A 21,987-nucleotide genomic window follows, 5' to 3' on the forward strand; every position below is an offset into this window, starting at 1 on the left:
TCATGGAAAAGACCAAGCAGACTGCGCCGTCCGCGGTGCCGCGCCATGTCGCGATCATCATGGATGGTAATAATCGCTGGGCGAAAAAGCGCTTTATGCCGGGTGTCGCCGGTCATAAAGCGGGCGTGGATGCTGTTCGTGCGGTGATCGAGGTGTGCGCCGAGGCCGGGGTCGAAGTATTGACCCTGTTCGCCTTCTCCAGCGAGAACTGGCAGCGCCCGGCCGACGAGGTCAGTGCCTTGATGGATCTGTTCTTCAAGGCATTGCGTCGCGAGGCCAAGCGCCTGAACGAAAACAACATCAGTTTGCGCATCATTGGTGACCGTTCGCGCTTTCATCCAGAGCTTCAGGCTGCCATGCGTGAAGCCGAGGCGATGACGGCGGGCACCAATCGCTTCGTTCTGCAGATTGCTGCCAACTATGGCGGACAGTGGGATATCGCGCAGGCTGCACAGCGTCTGGCTCGGGAAGTTCAGGCCGGGCACCTGCGCCCCGAAGACATTACCCCGGAACTGTTGCAAACCTGTCTGGCTACCGGCGATCTGCCGTTGCCGGACTTGTGCATCCGTACCGGTGGCGAGCACCGCATCAGTAACTTCCTGCTGTGGCAGCTGGCTTACGCCGAGTTGTACTTCTCCGACCTGTTCTGGCCGGACTTCAAACACGATGCCATGCGTACCGCGCTGGCCGATTTTGCTTCTCGGCAGCGCCGCTTCGGTAAAACGAGCGAGCAGGTCGAGGCTGGAGCCCGGGTTTAATGCTTAAACAACGAATCATCACCGCGCTGATCCTGCTGCCGATTGCCCTGTGCGGGTTTTTCCTGCTCGAAGGCACCGGTTTTGCGCTGTTCATCGGGCTGGTCGTGACCCTTGGTGCATGGGAGTGGGCACGCCTGGCGGGCTTCACTGAGCAGCCGGTCCGCGCTGCCTATGCGGCTGTCGTCGCGTTGATGCTGTTTGTCATGCATATCCTGCCTGGGCTCGCGCCTTGGGTATTGGGCGCGTCGGTACTTTGGTGGGGCGTTGCAACCTATCTGGTGCTGACGTATCCGCGCTCCAGCGAACTTTGGTCCAGCGCTGCCTGTAAGCTGGTGATCGGCCTGCTGATCCTGCTGCCCGCCTGGCAAGGTCTGGTTCAGATCAAGCAGGAGCCTTTGGGCAACTGGCTGATCATGGCGGTGATGGTGCTGGTCTGGGGCGCTGATATCGGTGCTTACTTCTCCGGTCGGGCCTTTGGCAAGCGCAAGCTGGCGCCACAGGTCAGTCCCGGCAAAAGCTGGGAGGGCGTCTACGGCGGCCTCGCGGTGAGTCTGGTCATTACTGTCATTGTCGGTCTGGTTCGAGACTGGACGGTGGCGCAGCTGTTCAAAGGTCTGATGGGTGCAGCCATCATCGTGTTTATCTCGGTGGTAGGTGATCTCACCGAAAGCATGTTCAAGCGTCAGTCCGGGATCAAGGACAGCAGCAATCTATTGCCGGGTCACGGCGGCGTGCTGGACCGTATCGACAGCCTGACTGCAGCGATTCCAGTGTTTGCCGTGCTGCTGTGGATGGCGGCACCGTGAGCCGCCCGCAGCAGATTACCGTCCTGGGGGCGACCGGTTCGATTGGTCTGAGCACGCTTGACGTCATCGCTCGCCATCCCGAGCGCTATCAGGTTTTCGCCTTGAGCGGTTTCACCCGTCTGAGCGAGCTGTTGGCGCTGTGTGTTCGTCATACGCCGCGGTTTGCCGTGGTGCCTGAGGCGGGTGCTGCCCGAGGCTTGCAGGACGACTTGCGCGCCGCAGGTCTGTCGACTCGCGTGTTGGTGGGTGAGGAGGGCCTGTGTCAGGTTGCTTCCGATCCTGAGGTCGATGCGGTCATGGCGGCCATCGTTGGCGCTGCGGGCTTGCGACCGACCCTGGCGGCGGTCGAAGCCGGCAAGAAAATCCTCCTGGCCAACAAAGAAGCACTGGTGATGTCCGGTGCGCTGTTCATGCAGGCAGTGCGCAAGAGTGGTTCGGTGTTGCTGCCGATCGACAGCGAGCACAACGCGATTTTCCAGTGCATGCCACAGGATTTCGCTCGTGGGCTCAGTGCCGTCGGGGTGCGTCGGATTTTACTCACGGCCTCTGGCGGTCCGTTCCGACAGACACCTATGGCTGAACTGGTGCATGTTTCCCCTGAGCAAGCGTGTGCCCACCCGAACTGGTCCATGGGGCGCAAGATTTCGGTGGATTCGGCCAGCATGATGAACAAGGGGTTGGAGCTGATCGAAGCCTGCTGGCTGTTTGATGCCAAGCCGTCTCAGGTCGAAGTGCTGATTCATCCTCAAAGCGTGATTCATTCGCTGGTCGATTACATCGACGGTTCGGTATTGGCCCAGTTAGGTAACCCTGACATGCGCACGCCGATCGCTAACGCGCTGGCCTGGCCGGAGCGAATCGACTCGGGTGTTGCGCCGCTGGACCTGTTTGCAATTGCGCGGCTGGACTTCCAGGCGCCTGATGAAGAGCGATTCCCGTGTCTGCGCCTTGCGCGTCAGGCGGCTGAATCCGGCAATAGCGCGCCGGCCATGCTAAATGCGGCGAATGAAGTGGCGGTCGCGGCCTTTCTCGACGGACGTGTTCGCTACCCGGAAATCGCGAGTATCATCGAAGAAGTATTGAATCTCGAGCCCGTGGTTGCGGTTGACGATCTCGAGGCAGTGTTCACGGCCGACGCAAAAGCGCGAGTACTGGCCGAACAATGGTTGAGTCGTCACGGGCGGTAAGTGCTGCAATACGTTGACCCATGCGGCACTGGACAGGATTGCGGAGAAAGTAGATGAGCGCGCTCTATATGATTGTCGGCACCCTGGTGGCTTTGGGTGTGCTGGTCACCTTCCACGAATTCGGCCATTTTTGGGTCGCACGTCGCTGTGGGGTCAAAGTGCTGCGTTTCTCCGTGGGCTTCGGTATGCCGTTGCTGCGCTGGCACGACAAGAAAGGCACTGAATTCGTCGTCGCCGCGATCCCGCTGGGCGGTTACGTGAAAATGCTCGACGAGCGCGAAGGCGAAGTGCCGGCCGATCAGCTTGATCAATCCTTCAATCGCAAATCCGTCCGCCAGCGCATCGCTATCGTATCGGCGGGTCCGATTGCCAACTTTTTACTGGCGATGATTTTTTTCTGGGTACTCGCCATGCTCGGCAGCGAGCAAGTGCGCCCGGTCATTGGTGCAGTCGAATCCGGCAGCATCGCCGCCAAGGCTGGTTTGAGCGCGGGCCAGGAAATCATTGCCATCGATGGCGAGCCAACTTCCGGCTGGGCCGCGGTGAACCTGCAGTTGGTCCGTCGTCTTGGGGAGAGCGGTTCCCTGCAGTTGCTGGTCCGTGATCAGGGTTCCACCGCGGATTCGCCCCGTGAGCTGATGCTGGATAAATGGCTCAAGGGTGCCGATGAGCCAGATCCGATTCGTTCGCTGGGTTTACGCCCTTGGCGTCCGGCGCTGCCACCGGTCCTGGCCGAACTTGACCCGAAAGGCCCGGCACAGGCTGCTGGCCTGAAGACCGGTGACCGACTGTTGGCTCTGGACGGTAAGTCGCTTGATGACTGGCAGCAGGTGGTGGACACGGTCCGTATGCACCCTGATACCAAAATCATGCTGCGCGTCGAGCGTGATGGTGCTCAAATCGACGTCCCTGTGACGCTGGCCGCTCGCGGCGAGAAGAAGGCACCCAGTGGTTATCTGGGAGCTGGGGTGAAGGCAGTTGATTGGCCGCCAGAGATGATTCGCGAAGTGAGTTATGGTCCTGTGGCAGCGATTGGGGAGGGTGCTCGACGCACCTGGACCATGAGTGTACTGACCCTCGATTCGCTCAAGAAAATGTTGTTCGGTGAGCTCTCGGTAAAAAACTTGAGTGGACCGATAACCATTGCTAAAGTGGCGGGCGCTTCTGCCCAGTCGGGTGTCGCTGATTTCCTGAATTTCCTTGCTTATCTGAGTATTAGCTTGGGAGTTCTGAATTTGTTGCCCATTCCTGTACTGGATGGGGGGCATTTGTTGTTTTATCTGATCGAGTGGGCGCGTGGTCGCCCCTTGTCGGATCGGGTGCAGGGTTGGGGGATACAGATCGGTATCAGTTTGGTGATCGGGGTGATGTTGCTTGCTCTTGTCAATGATCTGGGTCGACTGTAACGCTTCGCTGAATTGCGAATCTGCCGCATTTTGCGGCAGTTTGTTTATTGCCAGTTGGAATAAGAAAGGACTTCATGAAACGTCTGCTGCTAACTGCGGTTCTCACCGTGTTGATGATCGCCGAAGTTCACGCCGAGTCCTTCACTATCTCTGATATTCGCGTCAATGGCCTCCAGCGGGTCTCCGCGGGTAGCGTCTTTGGTGCTTTGCCGTTGAACGTCGGGGAACAGGCGGATGATCGTCGCCTGGTGGAATCCACTCGTGCGTTGTTCAAAACCGGTTTCTTTCAAGATATCCAGCTGGGCCGCGATGGCAACGTCCTGGTCATCACGGTAGTCGAGCGCCCGTCGGTCGCCAGTATCGAGATCGAGGGTAACAAGGCGATCTCCACTGAAGACCTGATGAAAGGCCTCAAGCAATCCGGTCTGGCCGAAGGCGAGATCTTCCAGCGCGCCACCCTCGAAGGTGTGCGTAACGAGCTGCAGCGCCAATACGTCGCTCAGGGTCGCTACTCGGCTACCGTCGACACTGAAGTGGTGCCGCAGCCGCGTAACCGCGTTGCGTTGAAGGTCAATATCAACGAAGGCACCGTTGCTGCTATCCAGCACATCAACGTGGTGGGTAACACCGTCTTCCCTGATGAAGACCTGATCGACCTGTTTGAACTCAAGACCACCAACTGGCTGTCGTTCTTCAAGAACGATGACAAGTATGCTCGTGAAAAACTTTCCGGTGACCTGGAGCGTCTGCGCTCCTACTACCTGGACCGTGGCTATATCAACATGGATATCGCTTCGACCCAGGTGTCCATCACTCCGGACAAGAAGCACGTCTATATCACCGTCAACGTCAATGAAGGCGAGAAGTACACCGTCCGTGACGTCAAGCTGAGCGGCGACCTGAAAGTCCCTGAAGACCAGGTCAAGTCCCTGCTGCTGGTCCAGAAAGGCCAGGTGTTCTCGCGCAAGTTGATGACCACCACGTCCGAACTGATCACCCGCCGTCTGGGTAACGAGGGTTACACCTTCGCCAACGTCAATGGCGTGCCTCAGCCTCACGATGAAGACCACACCGTCGACATCACGTTCGCCGTCGATCCGGGCAAGCGTGCTTACGTGAACCGCATCAACTTCCGTGGCAACACCAAGTCCGAAGACGAAGTGCTGCGCCGTGAAATGCGTCAGATGGAAGGCGGCTGGGCTTCTACTTACTTGATCGACCAATCCAAGACTCGTCTTGAACGTCTGGGCTTCTTCAAGGAAGTCAACGTCGAAACCCCGGCTGTACCGGGCGTTGATGACCAGGTTGACGTGAACTACAGCGTTGAGGAACAAGCTTCCGGTTCGATCACTGCCAGCGTCGGTTTCGCCCAGAGTGCCGGTCTGATCCTCGGTGGTTCGATCACTCAGAACAACTTCCTCGGTACCGGTAACAAGGTCAGCGTTGGCTTGACCCGCAGTGAATACCAGAGTCGCTATAACTTCGGTTATGTCGACCCGTACTGGACTGCTGATGGCGTGAGCCTGGGTTACAACGCGTTCTATCGCACCACCGACTACGACGACCTTGACGTCGATGTAGCCAGCTATGCCGTAGACAGCCTGGGTGCAGGTGTGAGCGTCGGCTATCCGATCAGCGAGACTTCGCGTCTGACCTTCGGCCTGACTGCGCAACAAGATAAGATCAAGACCGGTCAGTACACCGTTGACGAGATCTTCGACTTCGTTAACAAGGAAGGCGACAACTACCTGAACTTCAAGGCTTCGGCCGGCTGGTCCGAATCCACACTGAACAAAGGCGTATTGGCGACCCGTGGTCATTCCCAAAGCCTGACACTGGAAACCACCACGCCAGGCAGCGACCTGTCGTTCTTCAAGCTTGATTACCGTGGCCAGTTGTTCCAGCCATTGTCTGAAAATTACACCATGCGCCTGCACACCGAACTGGGCTATGGCGATGGTTATGGTTCTACCGATGGCTTGCCGTTCTATGAAAACTACTATGCTGGTGGTTTCAACTCGGTTCGTGGCTTCAAGGACAGCACCCTCGGTCCTCGCAGTACCCCAAGTCGCGGTGCGGCTGTGACGGGTAACACCGGTACGCTCGCTGACCCGGACCAGGATCCGCTGCCGTTCGGTGGTAACGTTTTGATCCAGGGTGGTGTCGAGGTTCTGTTCCCGCTGCCATTCGTCAAGGATCAGCGTTCCCTGCGTACTTCGGTATTCTGGGATGTGGGTAACGTATTCGACTCCAATTGCGAAAAAACCACGAACGCAAATGTCGGTTCAGCCGCTCAAACAGAGTGTAACGACATCAGCCTGAGCAACGTGGCCAGCTCCGTCGGTGTAGGCGTGACCTGGGTTACCGCACTGGGTCCTCTGAGCTTCGCGTTGGCCATGCCGATCAAGAAACCGGATGACGCTGAGACTCAAGTGTTCCAATTCTCCCTCGGCCAGACGTTCTAAGCGTCTGACCCAAGATAACGACAATGGATTTTGTAGGAGTGCATCGTGCGTAAGTTGACTCAATTGGTTCTCCTGGCGACCGTACTGGTAGCAGGTCCGGCTTTTGCCGACATGAAAATCGCCGTTCTGAACTATCAGATGGCTCTGCTGGAATCCGATGCGGCCAAGAAGTACGCCGTTGATGCCGAGAAGAAGTTCGGTCCACAGCTGTCCAAGCTCAAGACTCTGGAAAGCAGTGCCAAAGGTATTCAGGATCGTCTGATGGCTGGCGGCGACAAGATGCAGCAAGGCGAGCGTGAACGCCTGGAACTCGAGTTCAAGCAAAAGGCCCGTGATTTCCAGTTCCAGTCCAAGGAACTGAACGAAGCCAAAGCCGTTGCCGACCGTGAAATGCTGAAGCAGCTCAAGCCGAAACTGGACAGCGCTGTGGAAGAAGTCATCAAGAAAGGTGCTTTTGACCTGGTCTTCGAGCGTGGCGCAGTGATTGATGTCAAACCTCAGTACGACATCACTCGCCAGGTTATCGAGCGCATGAATCAGCTGAAGTAACCATGACAGCGACTATAAAGCTCGGCCAATTGGCCGAGTTCCTCGGCGCCACACTGCGTGGCGACCCGGAGAAAGAAATTACTGGGCTAGCCACTTTGCAAGAGGCTGGCCCAGCTCAGTTGAGCTTTCTCGCAAACCCCCAATACCGTAAATACCTGGCTGACAGCCGGGCCGCAGCCCTGTTGCTGAAGGCCGCTGACGCTGAAGGTTTTGCAGGTAATGCGCTGGTGGTGCCTGACCCTTATCTGGCCTACGCGCGGATTTCCCATCTGTTCGATCCCAAGCCAAAGGCCGCTGTCGGTGTTCATCCGACAGCCGTTGTGGCAGCGGATGCAATGGTCGATCCGGCGGCGAGCATTGGCGCCTTTGCGGTGATCGAAAGCTGCGCGCGTATTGCTGCGGGCGTGACCGTTGGCGCGCACTGCTTCATCGGTGCCCGCTGCGAGATTGGCGAGGGCGGCTGGCTGGCCCCGCGAGTCACGCTGTACCACGATGTTCGCATCGGTAAACGGGTGGTGATTCAATCGGGTGCCGTGCTCGGTGGCGAAGGTTTCGGTTTTGCCAACGAGAAAGGAGTCTGGCAGAAAATCGCCCAGATCGGTGGTGTGCTGGTCGGTGATGACGTGGAGATTGGCGTGAATACCGCTATTGATCGCGGTGCGCTAGCCGATACCGTTCTGGGTAACGGGGTGAAACTCGACAACCAGATTCAGATCGCCCACAACGTCCAGGTCGGTGATCACACCGCCATGGCCGCGTGCGTGGGGATCTCCGGCAGCACCAAAATCGGCAAGCATTGCATGCTCGCCGGTGGCGTAGGGCTGGTGGGGCATATCGAAATTTGCGACAACGTTTTCATCACCGGGATGACCATGGTGACCCACTCGATTACCGAAAAGGGTTCCTATTCTTCCGGTACAGCCATGCAACCGGCAGCCGAATGGCGCAAAAGCGCGGCCCGCATCCGTCAGCTCGATGACATCGCGCGGCGTCTGCGACAGCTGGAAAAGCGTGTAGGGGAAGTGACCCCTGACGGTAATGCTTCATCAGATGGCTGATACCATTTCCATATCAAGTGTGCACAGCCGCTAGACTGCCTCCTTGATTTGCTAGAGGGGTGCGCGTCAGTCGCGCCTCCCAATCTTTACATAGGCTTCCCCCCGAAATGATGGACATCAACGAGATTCGCGAATACCTGCCTCACCGTTACCCGTTCCTGCTGGTGGACCGGGTCGTGGATCTGGATGTGGAAGGCAAGCGCATTCGCGCCTACAAGAATGTCAGCATCAACGAACCGTTCTTCAATGGTCACTTCCCTGCGCATCCAATCATGCCGGGTGTGTTGATCATCGAAGCGATGGCTCAGGCTGCCGGCATCCTTGGCTTCAAAATGCTCGACGTGAAGCCTGCCGACGGCACGCTCTACTACTTCGTCGGCTCCGACAAGCTGCGTTTTCGCCAGCCCGTCACCCCAGGCGATCAGTTGATCCTCGAAGCCCGCTTCATCAGCTGCAAGCGCCAGATATGGAAGTTCGAATGCCAGGCTTCGGTCGATGGCAAGCCAGTCTGTTCTGCTGAAATCATCTGCGCGGAACGCAAACTATGAGTTTGATTGACCCTCGCGCAATCATCGATCCGACGGCTATCCTGGCCGACGGCGTCGAGGTCGGCCCTTGGTCGATCATCGGTGCAGGTGTGGAAATCGGCGAGGGGACAGTGATCGGGCCGCATGTGATTCTCAAAGGCCCGACCCGAATCGGAAAGCACAACCGCATCTACCAGTTTTCTTCGGTAGGTGAGGACACGCCCGATCTGAAATACAAGGGTGAAGAAACCCGTCTGGTCATCGGTGACCACAACGTCATCCGTGAAGGCGTGACGATTCACCGTGGGACCGTTCAGGACCGCTCTGAAACAACCCTGGGCGATCACAATCTGATCATGGCCTATGCCCACATCGGCCACGATAGCGTCATCGGCAACCACTGTATCCTGGTCAACAACACCGCGTTGGCGGGCCATGTGCACGTTGAAGACTGGGCAATCCTGTCCGGTTTTACCTTGGTTCATCAGTACTGCCATATCGGCGCCCACAGCTTTTCCGGTATGGGCACGGCTATCGGCAAGGACGTCCCGGCTTACGTTACGGTGTTCGGCAACCCGGCCGAAGCTCGCAGCATGAACTTCGAAGGCATGCGTCGTCGCGGTTTCAGCGAAGATGCGATCCACGCGCTGCGTCGTGCCTACAAGGTGGTTTATCGCCAGGGGCTGACGGTCGAACAGGCGCTCGCCGAACTGGCCGAACCGTCGGCCCAGTTTCCGGAAGTCGCGGTGTTCCGTGATTCCATCCAGTCTTCGACCCGCGGCATCACTCGTTAATCATGGCTAATCTGCGTATTGCGCTGGTGGCGGGTGAGGCTTCCGGCGACATTCTTGGCGCGGGTCTCATGCGCGCACTTAAGGCTCAGCACCCGGCAGTCGAGTTCATCGGTGTCGGCGGTCCGCTGATGCAGGCCGAAGGCCTGACCTCGTATTTCCCGATGGAGCGTCTTTCGGTCATGGGCCTGGTGGAAGTGCTGGGCCGCTTGCGCGAGTTGCTGGCACGTCGCAAGAAACTGGTTGCCGACCTGATCGCCGAGAAGCCGGACGTGTTCATCGGTATTGATGCCCCGGACTTCAACCTCAATATCGAACTCAAGCTGCGTCAGGCCGGAATCAAGACCGTGCATTACGTTAGCCCGTCGGTTTGGGCGTGGCGGCAGAAACGGGTGCTGAAGATTCGCGAAGGCTGCGATCTGATGCTGACGTTGTTCCCGTTCGAAGCGAAATTCTATGAAGAGAAGGGCGTGCCGGTGCGGTTTGTCGGGCACTCACTGGCCGATGCGATCCCGCTTGAAGCCGATCGCGCCGCCGCGCGGGCTGAACTCGGCTTGCCCGACGGGCCGCTGGTTGCTCTGATGCCGGGCAGTCGTGGTGGCGAAGTTGGCCGGCTAGGTGCGTTGTTCCTCGATACGGCCCAGCGTCTGCGAGCCCTGCGCCCTGGTGTGCGGTTCGTCATGCCTTGCGCCGGCCCCGAGCGCCGCAAGCAGCTTGAAGAGCTGCTGGCGGGCCGAGATCTGCCGCTGACATTGCTCGATGGCAAATCCCATCTGGCTCTGGCGGCCTGCGACGCGGTACTGATTGCCTCCGGAACGGCGACCCTGGAAGCGTTGTTGTACAAACGGCCGATGGTGGTCGCATACCGCTTGGCACCGCTGACGTTCTGGATTCTCAAGCGCATGGTGAAAAGTCCCTACATCTCCTTGCCGAACCTGCTGGCCCAGCGCCTGTTGGTGCCCGAGTTGTTGCAGGACGATGCGACGGTTGAAGCCTTGGCCCAAACGCTGTCGCCACTGATCGAAGGCGGTGAAGAGCAGACCCGCGGCTTCGATGAAATTCACCGTACCTTACGTCTGGACGCCTCCAATCAGGCGGCGAACGCGGTACTGAACCTGATCGGCAAAACACAATGAGCAAAGCAAACATTCAGATGGGCCTGGACTTCACCCTGGTCGCCGAAGTTGAAGATCTGGTCGCCGGCGTTGACGAAGTCGGTCGCGGCCCGCTTTGTGGTGCAGTGGTGACAGCCGCAGTGATCCTCGATCCAAACCGTCCGATTCTGGGCCTGAATGATTCGAAGAAACTCACCGAAGCACGCCGCGAAAAGCTCTACGATGAGATCTGCGAAAAAGCCCTGAGCTGGTGCATCGCTCGCGCCGAAGTTGAAGAAATCGACGAGCTGAACATCCTGCACGCCACCATGCTGGCCATGCAGCGCGCGGTCGAAGGTCTGCACATCACGCCGAAACTGGCGATGATTGATGGCAATCGTTGCCCGAAGCTATCGATGCGTGCCGAAGCGGTGGTGCAGGGCGACGGTAAGGTACCGGCCATCGCCGCAGCGTCGATTCTGGCCAAGGTCAGCCGCGACCGCGAGATGGCAGCGTTCGAATTGATTTACCCGGGGTACGGCATCGGTGGCCACAAAGGCTACCCGACGCCCGTTCATCTGGAGGCGCTGGCCCGCTTGGGGCCAACGCCGATTCACCGCCGCTCGTTCGCCCCGGTACGCCTGGCTTACGAGGCACGGGAAAGCCTGATCGAGAGTTAGTCGCAAGGCTGATGTTTTTGCCAAGGCCCGGTACAATCCGGCGATTTAAAGCGTCACGAGCGCAGGTAAGACAAGGCGAACGGCAGCGAGAAAGCGGAGTTGACGTCAGTCAATGAGCATTTCGAGTTGCCGTTCAACGCTGGATTACCAAGCGTAGTAGCTTTAAATGCCGGATTTCCGGGCCTTGTTGTCTTCACGTTTCTAGACAGGATCACTATGCCGGCTTCATTCGTTCATCTACGCCTGCACACTGAGTATTCCCTGGTCGACGGTCTGGTGCGGATCAAACCGCTGGTCAAGACCCTGGTCGGCATGAACATGCCTGCCGTAGCGGTCACCGACCAGAACAACATGTGTTCCCTGGTCAAATTCTATAAAGCCGCCATGGGCGCCGGGATCAAGCCGATCTGCGGCGCCGACCTGTGGCTGTCGAACAAGGATCCGGATAACGCTCTGAGCCGGATCAGCCTGCTGGCGATGAACGCCGTGGGTTATCGCAACCTCACGGAACTGATCTCTCGCGGCTTCATCGACGGCCAGCGCAATGGCTCGGTCATCATCGAGCGTGAGTGGGTGGCCGAAGCCAGCGAAGGCCTGATCATGCTGTCGGCGGCGAAGGAAGGCGAGATCGGCCTGGCCATGCTCAGTGGCAACCCGGCCGAAGCGGAAAACCTGGCACGCGAATGGATGGCCGTGTTCCCGGATCGCTTCTACCTGGAAATCCAGCGCACCAACCGCCCCAACGACGAAGAACAGTTGCACGGTGCCGTAGCCCTGGCTGCAAAAATCGGTGCGCCGCTGGTCGCGACCAACGACGTGCGCTTCATCAAGCAGGAAGACTTTGCCGCTCACGAAACCCGCGTTTGCATCGGTGAGGGCCGCGCCCTCGACGATCCGCGGCGTTCGAAGAATTACAGCGATCAGCAATACCTCAAAAGCGCTGAGGAAATGGCCGAGCTGTTCAGCGACATTCCGGAAGCGCTGGAAAACACCGTCGAGATTGCCAAACGCTGCAACATCGAAGTGAAGCTGGGCACTCACTTCCTGCCCAACTTCCCGATTCCCGATGGCATGACCATCGACGAGTATTTTCGCAAGGTTTCCTTCGATGGTCTGGAAGATCGCCTCAGCGTTCTGCTGCCCAAGGACACCACCGAAGACTACGAAACCAAGCGTCAGGTCTACGTCGACCGGCTGAATTTCGAGCTGGATATCATCATCCAGATGGGGTTCCCCGGTTACTTCCTGATCGTTATGGACTTTATCCAGTGGGCCAAGAGCAACGGCGTGCCAGTCGGCCCTGGCCGTGGATCGGGTGCCGGATCGCTGGTGGCCTATGTGCAGAAGATCACCGACCTCGACCCGCTGGAATATGACCTGCTGTTCGAACGCTTCCTTAACCCTGAACGGGTATCCATGCCCGACTTCGACGTCGACTTCTGCATGGACGGTCGTGACCGTGTAATCGACTACGTGGCCGAAAAATACGGCCGCAACGCGGTAAGCCAGATCATCACCTTCGGTTCCATGGCGGCCAAGGCTGTAGTCCGCGACGTGGCGCGGGTGCAGGGCAAGTCCTACGGTTTGGCGGATCGTCTGTCGAAGATGATCCCGTTCGAAGTCGGCATGACCTTGGAAAAGGCCTACGAACAGGAAGAGATCCTGCGTGACTTCATCAAGGTCGATGAAGAAGCTGCGGAAATCTGGGAAATGGCCCGCAAGCTGGAAGGCGTTGTGCGTAACGTCGGTAAGCACGCCGGTGGTGTTGTTATTGCCCCGACCAAACTGACTGACTTCTCGCCAATTTATTGCGATGAGGCCGGTGATGGTCTGGTCACCCAGTTCGACAAGGATGACGTTGAGGCGGCGGGTCTGGTGAAGTTCGACTTCCTCGGTTTGCGGACCCTGACGGTCATCGACTGGGCGCTGAAAACCATCAACCGCGATCGCGCCAAGGTCGATGAGCCGCCGCTGGATATCGCGTTCATCCCGCTGGATGACAAGCCGACTTACCAGTTGCTGCAAAAAGCCGAAACCACCGCGGTGTTCCAGCTTGAGTCGCGCGGCATGAAAGAGCTGATCAAAAAGCTCAAGCCCGACTGCCTGGAAGACTTGATCGCATTGGTAGCCCTGTTCCGTCCGGGCCCGTTGCAATCGGGCATGGTGGACGACTTTATCAACCGTAAGCACGGTCGCGCCGAGCTCGCGTACCCGCACTCGGACTACCAGTACGAAGGCCTCAAACCGGTTCTGGCACCGACTTACGGCATCATCCTGTATCAGGAACAGGTGATGCAGATTGCCCAGGTCATGGCCGGTTACACCCTTGGCGGCGCGGACATGCTGCGTCGAGCCATGGGTAAGAAAAAACCCGAAGAAATGGCCAAGCAGCGCGGCGGTTTCATTGACGGCTGCAAGACCAACAATATCGACGCCGACCTGGCCGGTAACATTTTCGACCTGGTAGAGAAATTTGCCGGTTACGGCTTCAACAAATCCCACTCCGCCGCTTATGGCCTGGTGTCATACCAGACCGCCTGGCTGAAAACGCACTACCCGGCGCCATTCATGGCTGCGGTACTGTCGGCGGATATGCACAACACCGACAAGGTCGTGACCTTGATCGAAGAAATTCGCACCATGAAGCTGCGTCTCGACGCGCCGGATGTGAATACTTCGGAGTTCAAGTTCACGGTGAATGACGAAGGCCGAATTATTTACGGCCTCGGCGCGATCAAAGGTGTGGGCGAAGGTCCGGTGGAAGCCATCACCGAGGCGCGTCAGGAAGGTCCGTTCAAGGATCTGTTCGATTTCTGCGCCCGTGTCGATCTCAAACGTATCAACAAGCGCACCCTGGATGGATTGATCCGTAGCGGTGCGCTGGATCGTCTGGGGCCTTACTTCCATGACGAGCAGAAAGCCTATCAGGCCAATATCGACCGCAACCGAGCGGTCTTGCTGAACGCGATGGAAGGTGCGATCAAGGCGGCCGAACAAACCGCGCGTACCCACGACAGTGGTCATGTCGACCTGTTTGGGGGTCTGTTCGTTGAAGAAGACGCCGATGTCTACGCCAATCACCGCAAGGCCAAGGAACTGACCCTCAAGGAACGCCTGAAAGGGGAGAAAGACACCCTGGGCCTGTACCTGACCGGTCACCCGATCGACGAATACGAAGGTGAGATCCGCCGTTTCGCCCGTCAGCGCATCATCGACCTGAAACCGGCCCGTGATACCCAGACCGTTGCGGGCATGATCATCGCCCTGCGAGTCATGAAGAACAAAAAGGGCGACAAGATGGGTTTCATTACCCTCGACGACCGCTCCGGGCGGATCGAAGCGTCGCTGTTCGCCGAAGCATTCCATTCGGCGCAGTCGCTGTTGCAGACCGACGCGATGGTGGTGGTCGAAGGCGAAGTCAGCAACGACGATTTCTCCGGTGGCTTGCGGCTGCGGGTCAAGCGGGTGATGAGCATGGAAGATGCGCGCACCAACCTGGCCGAAAGCCTGCGCTTGAAGCTGCAGACCCAGGATTTGAAAGGCGATCAGCTACGCTGGCTCGGTGAGTTGTTCAAGCGTCACCGTGGCGCGTGCCCGATCACCATGGAATACACCAGTCCCGATGCGAAGGCCTTGCTGCAGTTCGGCGAGACCTGGCGGATCGACCCGGCGGATGCCTTGATTCAAGCCCTGCGTGACCAGTTCGGGCGAGACAACGTCTTCCTCCAATACCGTTGACGGTCAGGTGCCGCTCTTCCAAAAGGGAGCAGCTCTGATCTCGACCCAATTTTTAATCTCGACCTGAACGCGCCTCTCCCTTAAGGTAGGGCGCGAATAGACAACCGGCCGGCCCAAGCTCTCTTGGATGTCGACCCAAGACGGACGCCTATGAACCCGAATTTTCTAGATTTCGAACAGCCGATCGCCGACCTGCAAGCCAAGATCGAAGAGTTGCGCTTGGTCGGTAATGACAATTCGCTGAATATCGGCGATGAGATCTCCCGCCTGCAGGACAAAAGCAGCACGCTGACCGAAGACATCTTCGGCAAGCTGACCAGCTGGCAGATCGCGCGTCTGGCGCGTCACCCGAAACGTCCGTATACCCTGGACTACATCGAACACATCTTCACCGAGTTCGACGAACTGCACGGCGACCGTCACTTCTCCGACGACGCTGCGATCGTCGGCGGCATTGCCCGTCTGGACGACCAGCCGGTGATGATCATCGGTCACCAGAAAGGCCGTGAAGTGCGCGAGAAAGTTCGCCGCAACTTCGGCATGCCGCGTCCGGAAGGCTACCGCAAGGCGTGCCGCCTGATGGAAATGGCCGAACGTTTCAAAATGCCGATCCTGACCTTCATCGACACCCCGGGTGCTTACCCTGGTATCGACGCTGAAGAGCGCAACCAGAGCGAAGCGATTGCCTGGAACCTGCGCGTCATGGCGCGCCTGAAGACCCCAATCATCGCCACCGTGATCGGTGAAGGTGGTTCCGGTGGTGCTCTGGCGATCGGCGTTTGCGATCAACTGAACATGTTGCAGTACTCGACTTACGCGGTGATTTCGCCGGAAGGTTGCGCTTCGATTCTGTGGAAGACCGCCGAAAAAGCACCGGACGCCGCTGAAGCCATGGGCATCACTGCCGAGCGCCTCAAAGGCTTGGGTATTGTGGATAAAGTAATCAGCGAGCCTTTGGGCGGCGCGCACCGTAATCCGGCTGCCGCGGCTGCATCGATCCGTGCCGAGCTGAGCTCGCAGCTGGCGATGTTGAAGAAGTTCGATAACGAAGCGCTGTTGGCTCGCCGTTACGAGCGTCTGATGAGCTACGGTCTCTGATCTGACGTTGCTTCGGTAAACGACGCAAAACCATTGTGGGAGCGAGCCTGCTCGCGAAAGCGGTATAACAGTCAACAAATGTGTTGAATGTTAAGCAGCCTTCGCGAGCAGGCTCGCTCCCACATTGGGTCTATGTGAAGCGACAGACGTCTATGAATCCTTCGAAGATTGATCTTCCTGCCAGGCTCTTGCTGAATCTCAAGTCTTGGCGCAACGTCGCAACCTGGCGCATCGCCTTCTCCGGTGGTCTCGACTCCACCGTTCTGCTGCACCTTCTCGTACACCTCGCAAAAACCGAATCCCTTCCGGCGCTAAGCGCCATCCATGTTCATCACGGCCTTCAGGCTGTGGCTGATGCGTGGCCGGACCATTGTCAGTCGGTCTGTGATGCGCTGGGTGTGCCGCTGCAGGTTGTTCGTGTGCAGGTTCAACCCGGCGCCAGCCTTGAGCGTGCCGCCCGGGATGCGCGATATGCCTCGTTCATCGAGGCGACTCAGGCCAATGAAGTGTTGATGACCGCCCAGCACCGTGACGATCAGGCGGAAACGTTGTTGTTTCGGCTGTTGCGTGGGGCAGGGGTGAGGGGGTTGTCGGGGATGCCACGCCAGCGCCCACTCGGTAAAGGGCGGCTGCTGCGGCCATTGCTCGATGTCACTCGGGCTGAGCTTGAGGCCTATGCGGCGGAGCATCGGCTGAGCTGGATCGAAGACCCATCGAACCAGGATCGGCAATTCTCGCGTAATTACCTGCGCCATCAGGTGTTCCCGGTATTGACCGAGCGCTGGCCGCAAGCGGTAACGACCATGGCCCGCAGCGCTGCGCACCTGAGCGAAGCGCAGGGATTGCTCGACGAGCTTGCGCAAATCGACCTGGTTGGCGCCAGCACTGCCAATGATTTTGATTGGCTGGGATTGCCGACCCTGGAACTGGGGGCATTGGAAACGCTGTCCGCTGCTCGTCAGCGTAATGCGTTAAGTCATTGGCTCGAACCGCTGACGCGACTGCCGGACAGTGACCATTGGTCGGGTTGGGAGAATTTACGTGATGCCACCGGCGATGCCTGTCCGATCTGGCGGCTGGCAGATGGCGAACTGCATCGGGCGGGTGGGCGCATCTGGTGGTTGTCCGGTAGCTGGTTGCGCCCGCCGCCCGCCGTCGGAAACTGGCCCGACCCCTCGCTATCGCTGGTGTTGCCGGACAACGGCGTGCTCACACTCACCGGCCAAATCCCCGATGGCCTGCTGCATATCCGCTATCGTGAGGGAGGTGAGGTAATGAATTTGCCCGGTCGCGGCCATCGCGATCTGAAGCGTTTGCTCAATGAACGTGGTGTGCCGGCGTTCGCCCGTGGCAGATTGCCGCTGCTGTACCGCGGCGAGCAATTGCTGGCGGTGGCCAACCTGCGGGGCTTGGACGGCAGTGCAAAGGACCGTTGGAATTTACATTGGCAGCCGCCGCACGAAGATCTAGGTTTGAGCTGAAAGGGGCTTTCCGGTAGACTACGCTCCCTTCTTGATACAACTTCTGTGGATTCGCCTGAATTGCAGGAGTTGCCGATTACCAAGCAGTCTTTGCTGGGCGATTCCAAAAAATGTGTAGCGAGCAACGTACCGGTGTTTCATCTTCCGGTCTGTCCCAACGCGGCGGTTTTTTTGAAAGGTGCACTGTGATTAATGCAGGTGATCGGGGGCTTCGGCCTTCCTTCGCTTTCCCCGGCGGCTCGGACCGCTTTAACGCAGACTTCTAGGGTTTTTCATGACGCGCTACATATTCGTCACGGGCGGTGTTGTTTCTTCATTGGGGAAAGGCATCGCATCGGCTTCATTGGCGGCCATCCTGGAGGCGCGGGGACTTAAGGTCACCATGCTGAAGCTGGACCCGTACATCAACGTTGACCCGGGCACCATGAGCCCGTTCCAGCACGGTGAAGTGTTCGTCACCCACGACGGCGCCGAGACCGACCTGGACCTGGGCCACTACGAGCGGTTCATCCGCACGACCATGACCCAGAACAACAACTTCACCACCGGCCGTGTCTACGAACACGTCCTGCGCAAAGAGCGCCGTGGTGATTACCTGGGCGCCACCATTCAGGTGATCCCGCACATCACCGACGAAATCAAGCGCCGGATCATCAAGGGCGCCGGCGATGCCGATGTGGCCATGGTCGAGATCGGTGGCACCGTGGGTGACATCGAATCCCAGCCGTTCCTCGAAGCGATCCGTCAATTGCGTTTCGAAGTCGGCGCCAAGCGCGCAATGCTGATGCACCTGACACTGGTGCCGTACATCGCCACTGCCGGTGAAACCAAAACCAAGCCTACTCAGCACTCGGTCAAGGAACTGCGTTCCATCGGTCTGCAACCAGACGTCCTGGTCTGCCGTTCCGATCACCCGATCGACATCTCCTCGCGTCGCAAGATCGCTCAGTTCACCAACGTTGAAGAACGTGCGGTGATTGCGCTGGAAGACGCCGACACCATCTACAAGATCCCGGGCATTCTGCACGCCCAGGGCCTGGATGATTTCGTCGTCGAGCGTTTCGGCCTGCAATGTGGCGGCGCCGATCTGTCCGAGTGGGAAGCCGTGGTCGACGCCAAGCTCAACCCTGAGCATGAAGTCACCATCGCCATGGTCGGCAAGTACATGGAACTGCTGGACGCCTACAAGTCGCTGATCGAAGCGATGAGTCACGCCGGCATCAGCAACCGCACCAAGGTCAACCTGCGCTACATCGACTCCGAAGACATCGAAAACCAGGGCACTGCGCTGCTGGAAGGTGTCGACGCGATTCTGGTACCTGGCGGCTTCGGTCTGCGTGGCGTGGAAGGCAAGATCACTGCCGTTCAATACGCTCGCGAAAACAAGGTTCCGTACCTGGGCATCTGCCTGGGCATGCAAGTGGCCGTGATCGAGTTCGCTCGTAACGTGCTGGGCTGGAAAGACGCCAACTCCACCGAGTTCGATCGTGCCAGCGGTCATCCGGTCGTGGGTCTGATCACCGAGTGGGAAGATGCCACCGGCGCCGTCGAAACCCGTACCGAAACGTCCGATCTGGGCGGCACCATGCGCCTTGGCGCTCAGGATTGCCTGCTGGAACCGGGTTCCCTGGTGCACGATTGCTACGCCAAGGACGTGATCGTCGAGCGTCACCGTCACCGCTACGAAGTGAACAACAACCTGCTGCCGCAAATCATGGAAGCCGGTCTGAAAATTACCGGTCGTTCCGGTGATGGCGCCCTGGTAGAAGTGGTTGAAGCCCCGGATCACCCATGGTTCGTCGCTTGCCAGTTCCACCCTGAGTTCACCTCGACACCACGCGACGGTCACCCGTTGTTCAGCGGTTTCGTTAAAGCAGCTTTGGTTCAACACCAGAAGAAGGCGTAAATCCGATGGCCCAGAAGATCATCCGCGTAGGCGATATCGAGATTGCCAACGACAAGCCAATGGTGCTTTTCGGTGGCATGAACGTGCTGGAAAGCCGCGACATGGCGATGCAGGTCTGCGAAGAATACGTAAAGGTCACCGAGAAACTCGGTATCCCTTACGTGTTCAAGGCCAGCTTCGACAAGGCCAACCGTTCCTCCGTGACCTCTTACCGTGGCCCCGGCCTGGAAGAGGGCATGCGGATTTTCCAGGACATCAAGCAAGCGTTTGGCGTGCCGATCATCACCGACGTCCACGAGCCTGATCAGGCCGCGGTCGTCGCTGAAGTCTGCGACATCATCCAGCTGCCGGCCTTCTTGTCGCGCCAGACCGACCTGGTGGTCGCGATGGCCAAGACCGGTGCGGTGATCAACATCAAGAAAGCCCAGTTCCTCGCGCCTCAGGAAATGAAACACATCCTGAGCAAATGCGTGGAAGCGGGTAACGATCAGTTGATCCTCTGCGAACGCGGATCGAGCTTCGGCTACAACAACCTGGTCGTCGACATGCTCGGCTTCGGCATCATGAAGCAGTTCGAATACCCGGTGTTCTTCGACGTGACCCACGCGCTGCAAATGCCCGGCGGTCGCTCCGATTCCGCTGGTGGTCGCCGCGCCCAGGTCACCGACCTGGCAAAAGCGGGTATGAGCCAGTCGTTGGCCGGCCTGTTCCTTGAGGCCCACCCGGACCCGGACAACGCCAAATGCGACGGCCCTTGCGCCTTGCGTCTGGACAAACTGGAGCCATTCCTGGCCCAGCTCAAAGCTTTGGACGAACTGGTGAAGAGTTTTCCGACGGTAGAAACCGCGTAATCCTCATTTCTCCGGTAAAGTACCGCACGAATTAATGCTCAGGCCCTCGGGTCTGGGCCTTATCGTCCGCAAGTCTGCCCGCTGCACATTACTTGCCGGCGATACAAGATTTCCTTCAGCTGCGTCGTTTTCGTCAACTTTGGAGTGTTTACAACAATGGCAAAAATCGTCGACATCAAAGGTCGTGAAGTTCTCGACTCCCGTGGCAACCCCACCGTGGAAGCGGACGTGCTTCTCGATAACGGCATCATCGGCAGTGCTTGCGCGCCGTCCGGTGCTTCCACTGGCTCGCGTGAAGCGCTCGAGCTGCGTGATGGCGACAAGAGCCGTTACCTGGGCAAGGGCGTACTCAAAGCCGTCGCCAACATCAACGGTCCGATCCGCGACCTGTTGAAAGGTGCAGACCCAAGCGACCAGAAAGCGCTGGATCACGCGATGATCAAGCTCGACGGTACTGAAAACAAAGGTTCCCTGGGCGCCAACGCGATCCTCGCCGTTTCCCTGGCAGCCGCCAAGGCAGCCGCACAGGACCAGGACCTGCCGCTGTACGCTCACATCGCCAACCTGAACGGCACCCCGGGTGTTTACTCGATGCCGGTTCCGATGATGAACATCATCAACGGTGGCGAGCACGCCGATAACAACGTCGACATCCAGGAATTCATGGTTCAGCCAGTCGGCGCCAAGTCTTTCTCGGAAGGCCTGCGCATGGGCACCGAGATTTTCCATCACCTCAAAGCTGTTCTGAAGGCCCGTGGCCTGAGCACTGCTGTGGGCGACGAAGGTGGCTTCGCACCGAACCTGGCCTCCAACGAAGACGCTTTGAAAGTGATCTCCGAAGCCGTGGCCAACGCCGGTTACAAGCTGGGCACCGACGTGACCCTGGCGCTGGACTGCGCGGCCAGCGAATTCTACGAAGACGGTAAATACAACCTGTCCGGCGAAGGCCAGGTGTTCACCGCTGAAGGTTTCGCTGACTACCTGAAAGGCCTGACCGAGCGTTACCCGATCATCTCGATCGAAGACGGTCTGGACGAGTCCGACTGGGCTGGCTGGAAAATCCTCACCGACAAGATCGGCGAGAAAACTCAGTTGGTGGGCGACGACCTGTTCGTGACCAACACCAAGATCCTGAAAGAAGGCATCGATAAAAAGATCGCCAACTCGATCCTGATCAAGTTCAACCAGATCGGCACCCTGACCGAAACCCTGGAAGCCATCCAGATGGCCAAGGCCGCTGGTTACACTGCCGTGATCTCGCACCGCTCCGGCGAAACCGAAGATTCGACCATTGCCGACCTGGCTGTGGGCACCGCGGCTGGCCAGATCAAGACCGGCTCCCTGTGCCGTTCGGACCGTGTTTCCAAGTACAACCAACTGCTGCGTATCGAAGAGCAGTTGAATGGCAAAGCCAAGTACAACGGTCGCAGCGAATTCCGCGGTTAATCGTTAATTGGTAAAAAGACACCGGATTGTGTCGGAAAAATCGCTACAGCGATGGATTTGCCACTAATCTGATGCCTTATAAGCACAAGCCTGGGTCTTCCAGGCTTCGTGCTATCAGAAGCTTCAAAGTTTTGGCATGGCTGTCT

The 21,987-nt window shown here is 58.4% G+C and carries 17 protein-coding genes; all 17 read left to right on the plus strand.

What is annotated here, in order from left to right; genetic code table 11:
* Positions 1-2 precede the first annotated feature (2 nt).
* The 17 genes from uppS to eno all read left to right on the plus strand — a co-directional run bounded on the left by uppS (position 3) and on the right by eno (position 21,841).
* Entirely contained in the window at positions 3-758 is a 756-nt protein-coding gene (uppS, locus tag QFX16_RS05995) for a polyprenyl diphosphate synthase (protein ID WP_033056297.1), read from the plus strand.
* Entirely contained in the window at positions 758-1,564 is an 807-nt protein-coding gene (locus QFX16_RS06000) for a phosphatidate cytidylyltransferase (RefSeq protein ID WP_283183206.1), read from the plus strand. Before uppS ends, QFX16_RS06000 begins: the two co-directional genes overlap by 1 nt.
* Complete coding sequence (gene ispC, locus QFX16_RS06005; protein WP_283183207.1) at positions 1,561-2,751, plus strand: 1-deoxy-D-xylulose-5-phosphate reductoisomerase; 1,191 nt, start codon at positions 1,561-1,563, stop codon at positions 2,749-2,751. The genes QFX16_RS06000 and ispC overlap by 4 nt, the downstream gene beginning before the upstream one ends.
* Positions 2,752-2,804: 53 nt before the next feature.
* The gene (gene rseP, locus QFX16_RS06010; RefSeq protein WP_283183208.1) at positions 2,805-4,157 is read left to right on the plus strand and encodes a sigma E protease regulator RseP; all 1,353 of its coding nucleotides are present in this window, start codon (positions 2,805-2,807) and stop codon (positions 4,155-4,157) included.
* Between the two features lie 74 nt (positions 4,158-4,231).
* Positions 4,232-6,622 carry an outer membrane protein assembly factor BamA gene (gene bamA / locus QFX16_RS06015; protein WP_283183209.1) on the plus strand — a complete coding sequence of 797 codons (2,391 nt, stop codon included), beginning with the start codon at positions 4,232-4,234 and terminating at the stop codon, positions 6,620-6,622.
* A gap of 45 nt (positions 6,623-6,667) precedes the next feature.
* Positions 6,668-7,171: an OmpH/Skp family outer membrane protein gene (locus QFX16_RS06020; RefSeq protein ID WP_010462812.1), complete on the plus strand. Its 504-nt coding sequence runs from the start codon at positions 6,668-6,670 to the stop codon at positions 7,169-7,171.
* A gap of 2 nt (positions 7,172-7,173) precedes the next feature.
* Positions 7,174-8,229, plus strand: coding sequence for a UDP-3-O-(3-hydroxymyristoyl)glucosamine N-acyltransferase (gene lpxD / locus QFX16_RS06025; protein WP_283183210.1), 1,056 nt, complete (start codon positions 7,174-7,176; stop codon positions 8,227-8,229).
* Between the two features lie 107 nt (positions 8,230-8,336).
* The gene (gene fabZ, locus QFX16_RS06030; protein ID WP_008154051.1) at positions 8,337-8,777 is read left to right on the plus strand and encodes a 3-hydroxyacyl-ACP dehydratase FabZ; all 441 of its coding nucleotides are present in this window, start codon (positions 8,337-8,339) and stop codon (positions 8,775-8,777) included.
* On the plus strand, positions 8,774-9,550 hold the full coding sequence (gene lpxA / locus QFX16_RS06035; protein WP_282482280.1) for an acyl-ACP--UDP-N-acetylglucosamine O-acyltransferase: 777 nt from the start codon (positions 8,774-8,776) through the stop codon (positions 9,548-9,550). Before fabZ ends, lpxA begins: the two co-directional genes overlap by 4 nt.
* 2 nt (positions 9,551-9,552) lie before the next feature.
* A complete protein-coding gene (lpxB, locus tag QFX16_RS06040) occupies positions 9,553-10,683 on the plus strand; it encodes a lipid-A-disaccharide synthase (RefSeq protein ID WP_283183211.1) in 1,131 nt (376 codons plus the stop codon).
* 11 nt (positions 10,684-10,694) lie between these two features.
* Complete coding sequence (gene rnhB / locus QFX16_RS06045) at positions 10,695-11,321, plus strand: ribonuclease HII (protein ID WP_283184524.1); 627 nt, start codon at positions 10,695-10,697, stop codon at positions 11,319-11,321.
* A gap of 216 nt (positions 11,322-11,537) precedes the next feature.
* Positions 11,538-15,059 carry a DNA polymerase III subunit alpha gene (dnaE, locus tag QFX16_RS06050; protein ID WP_283183212.1) on the plus strand — a complete coding sequence of 1,174 codons (3,522 nt, stop codon included), beginning with the start codon at positions 11,538-11,540 and terminating at the stop codon, positions 15,057-15,059.
* Positions 15,060-15,209: 150 nt separating this feature from the next.
* Entirely contained in the window at positions 15,210-16,157 is a 948-nt protein-coding gene (locus QFX16_RS06055) for an acetyl-CoA carboxylase carboxyltransferase subunit alpha (protein WP_008154040.1), read from the plus strand.
* A 152-nt stretch (positions 16,158-16,309) separates the two neighbouring features.
* The gene (tilS, locus tag QFX16_RS06060) at positions 16,310-17,638 is read left to right on the plus strand and encodes a tRNA lysidine(34) synthetase TilS (protein WP_283183213.1); all 1,329 of its coding nucleotides are present in this window, start codon (positions 16,310-16,312) and stop codon (positions 17,636-17,638) included.
* A gap of 274 nt (positions 17,639-17,912) precedes the next feature.
* Positions 17,913-19,544, plus strand: coding sequence for a CTP synthase (gene pyrG, locus QFX16_RS06065; protein ID WP_283183214.1), 1,632 nt, complete (start codon positions 17,913-17,915; stop codon positions 19,542-19,544).
* Between the two features lie 5 nt (positions 19,545-19,549).
* Positions 19,550-20,395 carry a 3-deoxy-8-phosphooctulonate synthase gene (kdsA, locus tag QFX16_RS06070; protein ID WP_046054578.1) on the plus strand — a complete coding sequence of 282 codons (846 nt, stop codon included), beginning with the start codon at positions 19,550-19,552 and terminating at the stop codon, positions 20,393-20,395.
* Positions 20,396-20,551: 156 nt separating this feature from the next.
* The gene (gene eno, locus QFX16_RS06075) at positions 20,552-21,841 is read left to right on the plus strand and encodes a phosphopyruvate hydratase (protein WP_008154033.1); all 1,290 of its coding nucleotides are present in this window, start codon (positions 20,552-20,554) and stop codon (positions 21,839-21,841) included.
* Positions 21,842-21,987: the final 146 nt, after the last annotated feature.

It is taken from the genome of Pseudomonas svalbardensis (genome assembly GCF_030053115.1).
Classification (GTDB): domain Bacteria; phylum Pseudomonadota; class Gammaproteobacteria; order Pseudomonadales; family Pseudomonadaceae; genus Aquipseudomonas; species Aquipseudomonas svalbardensis.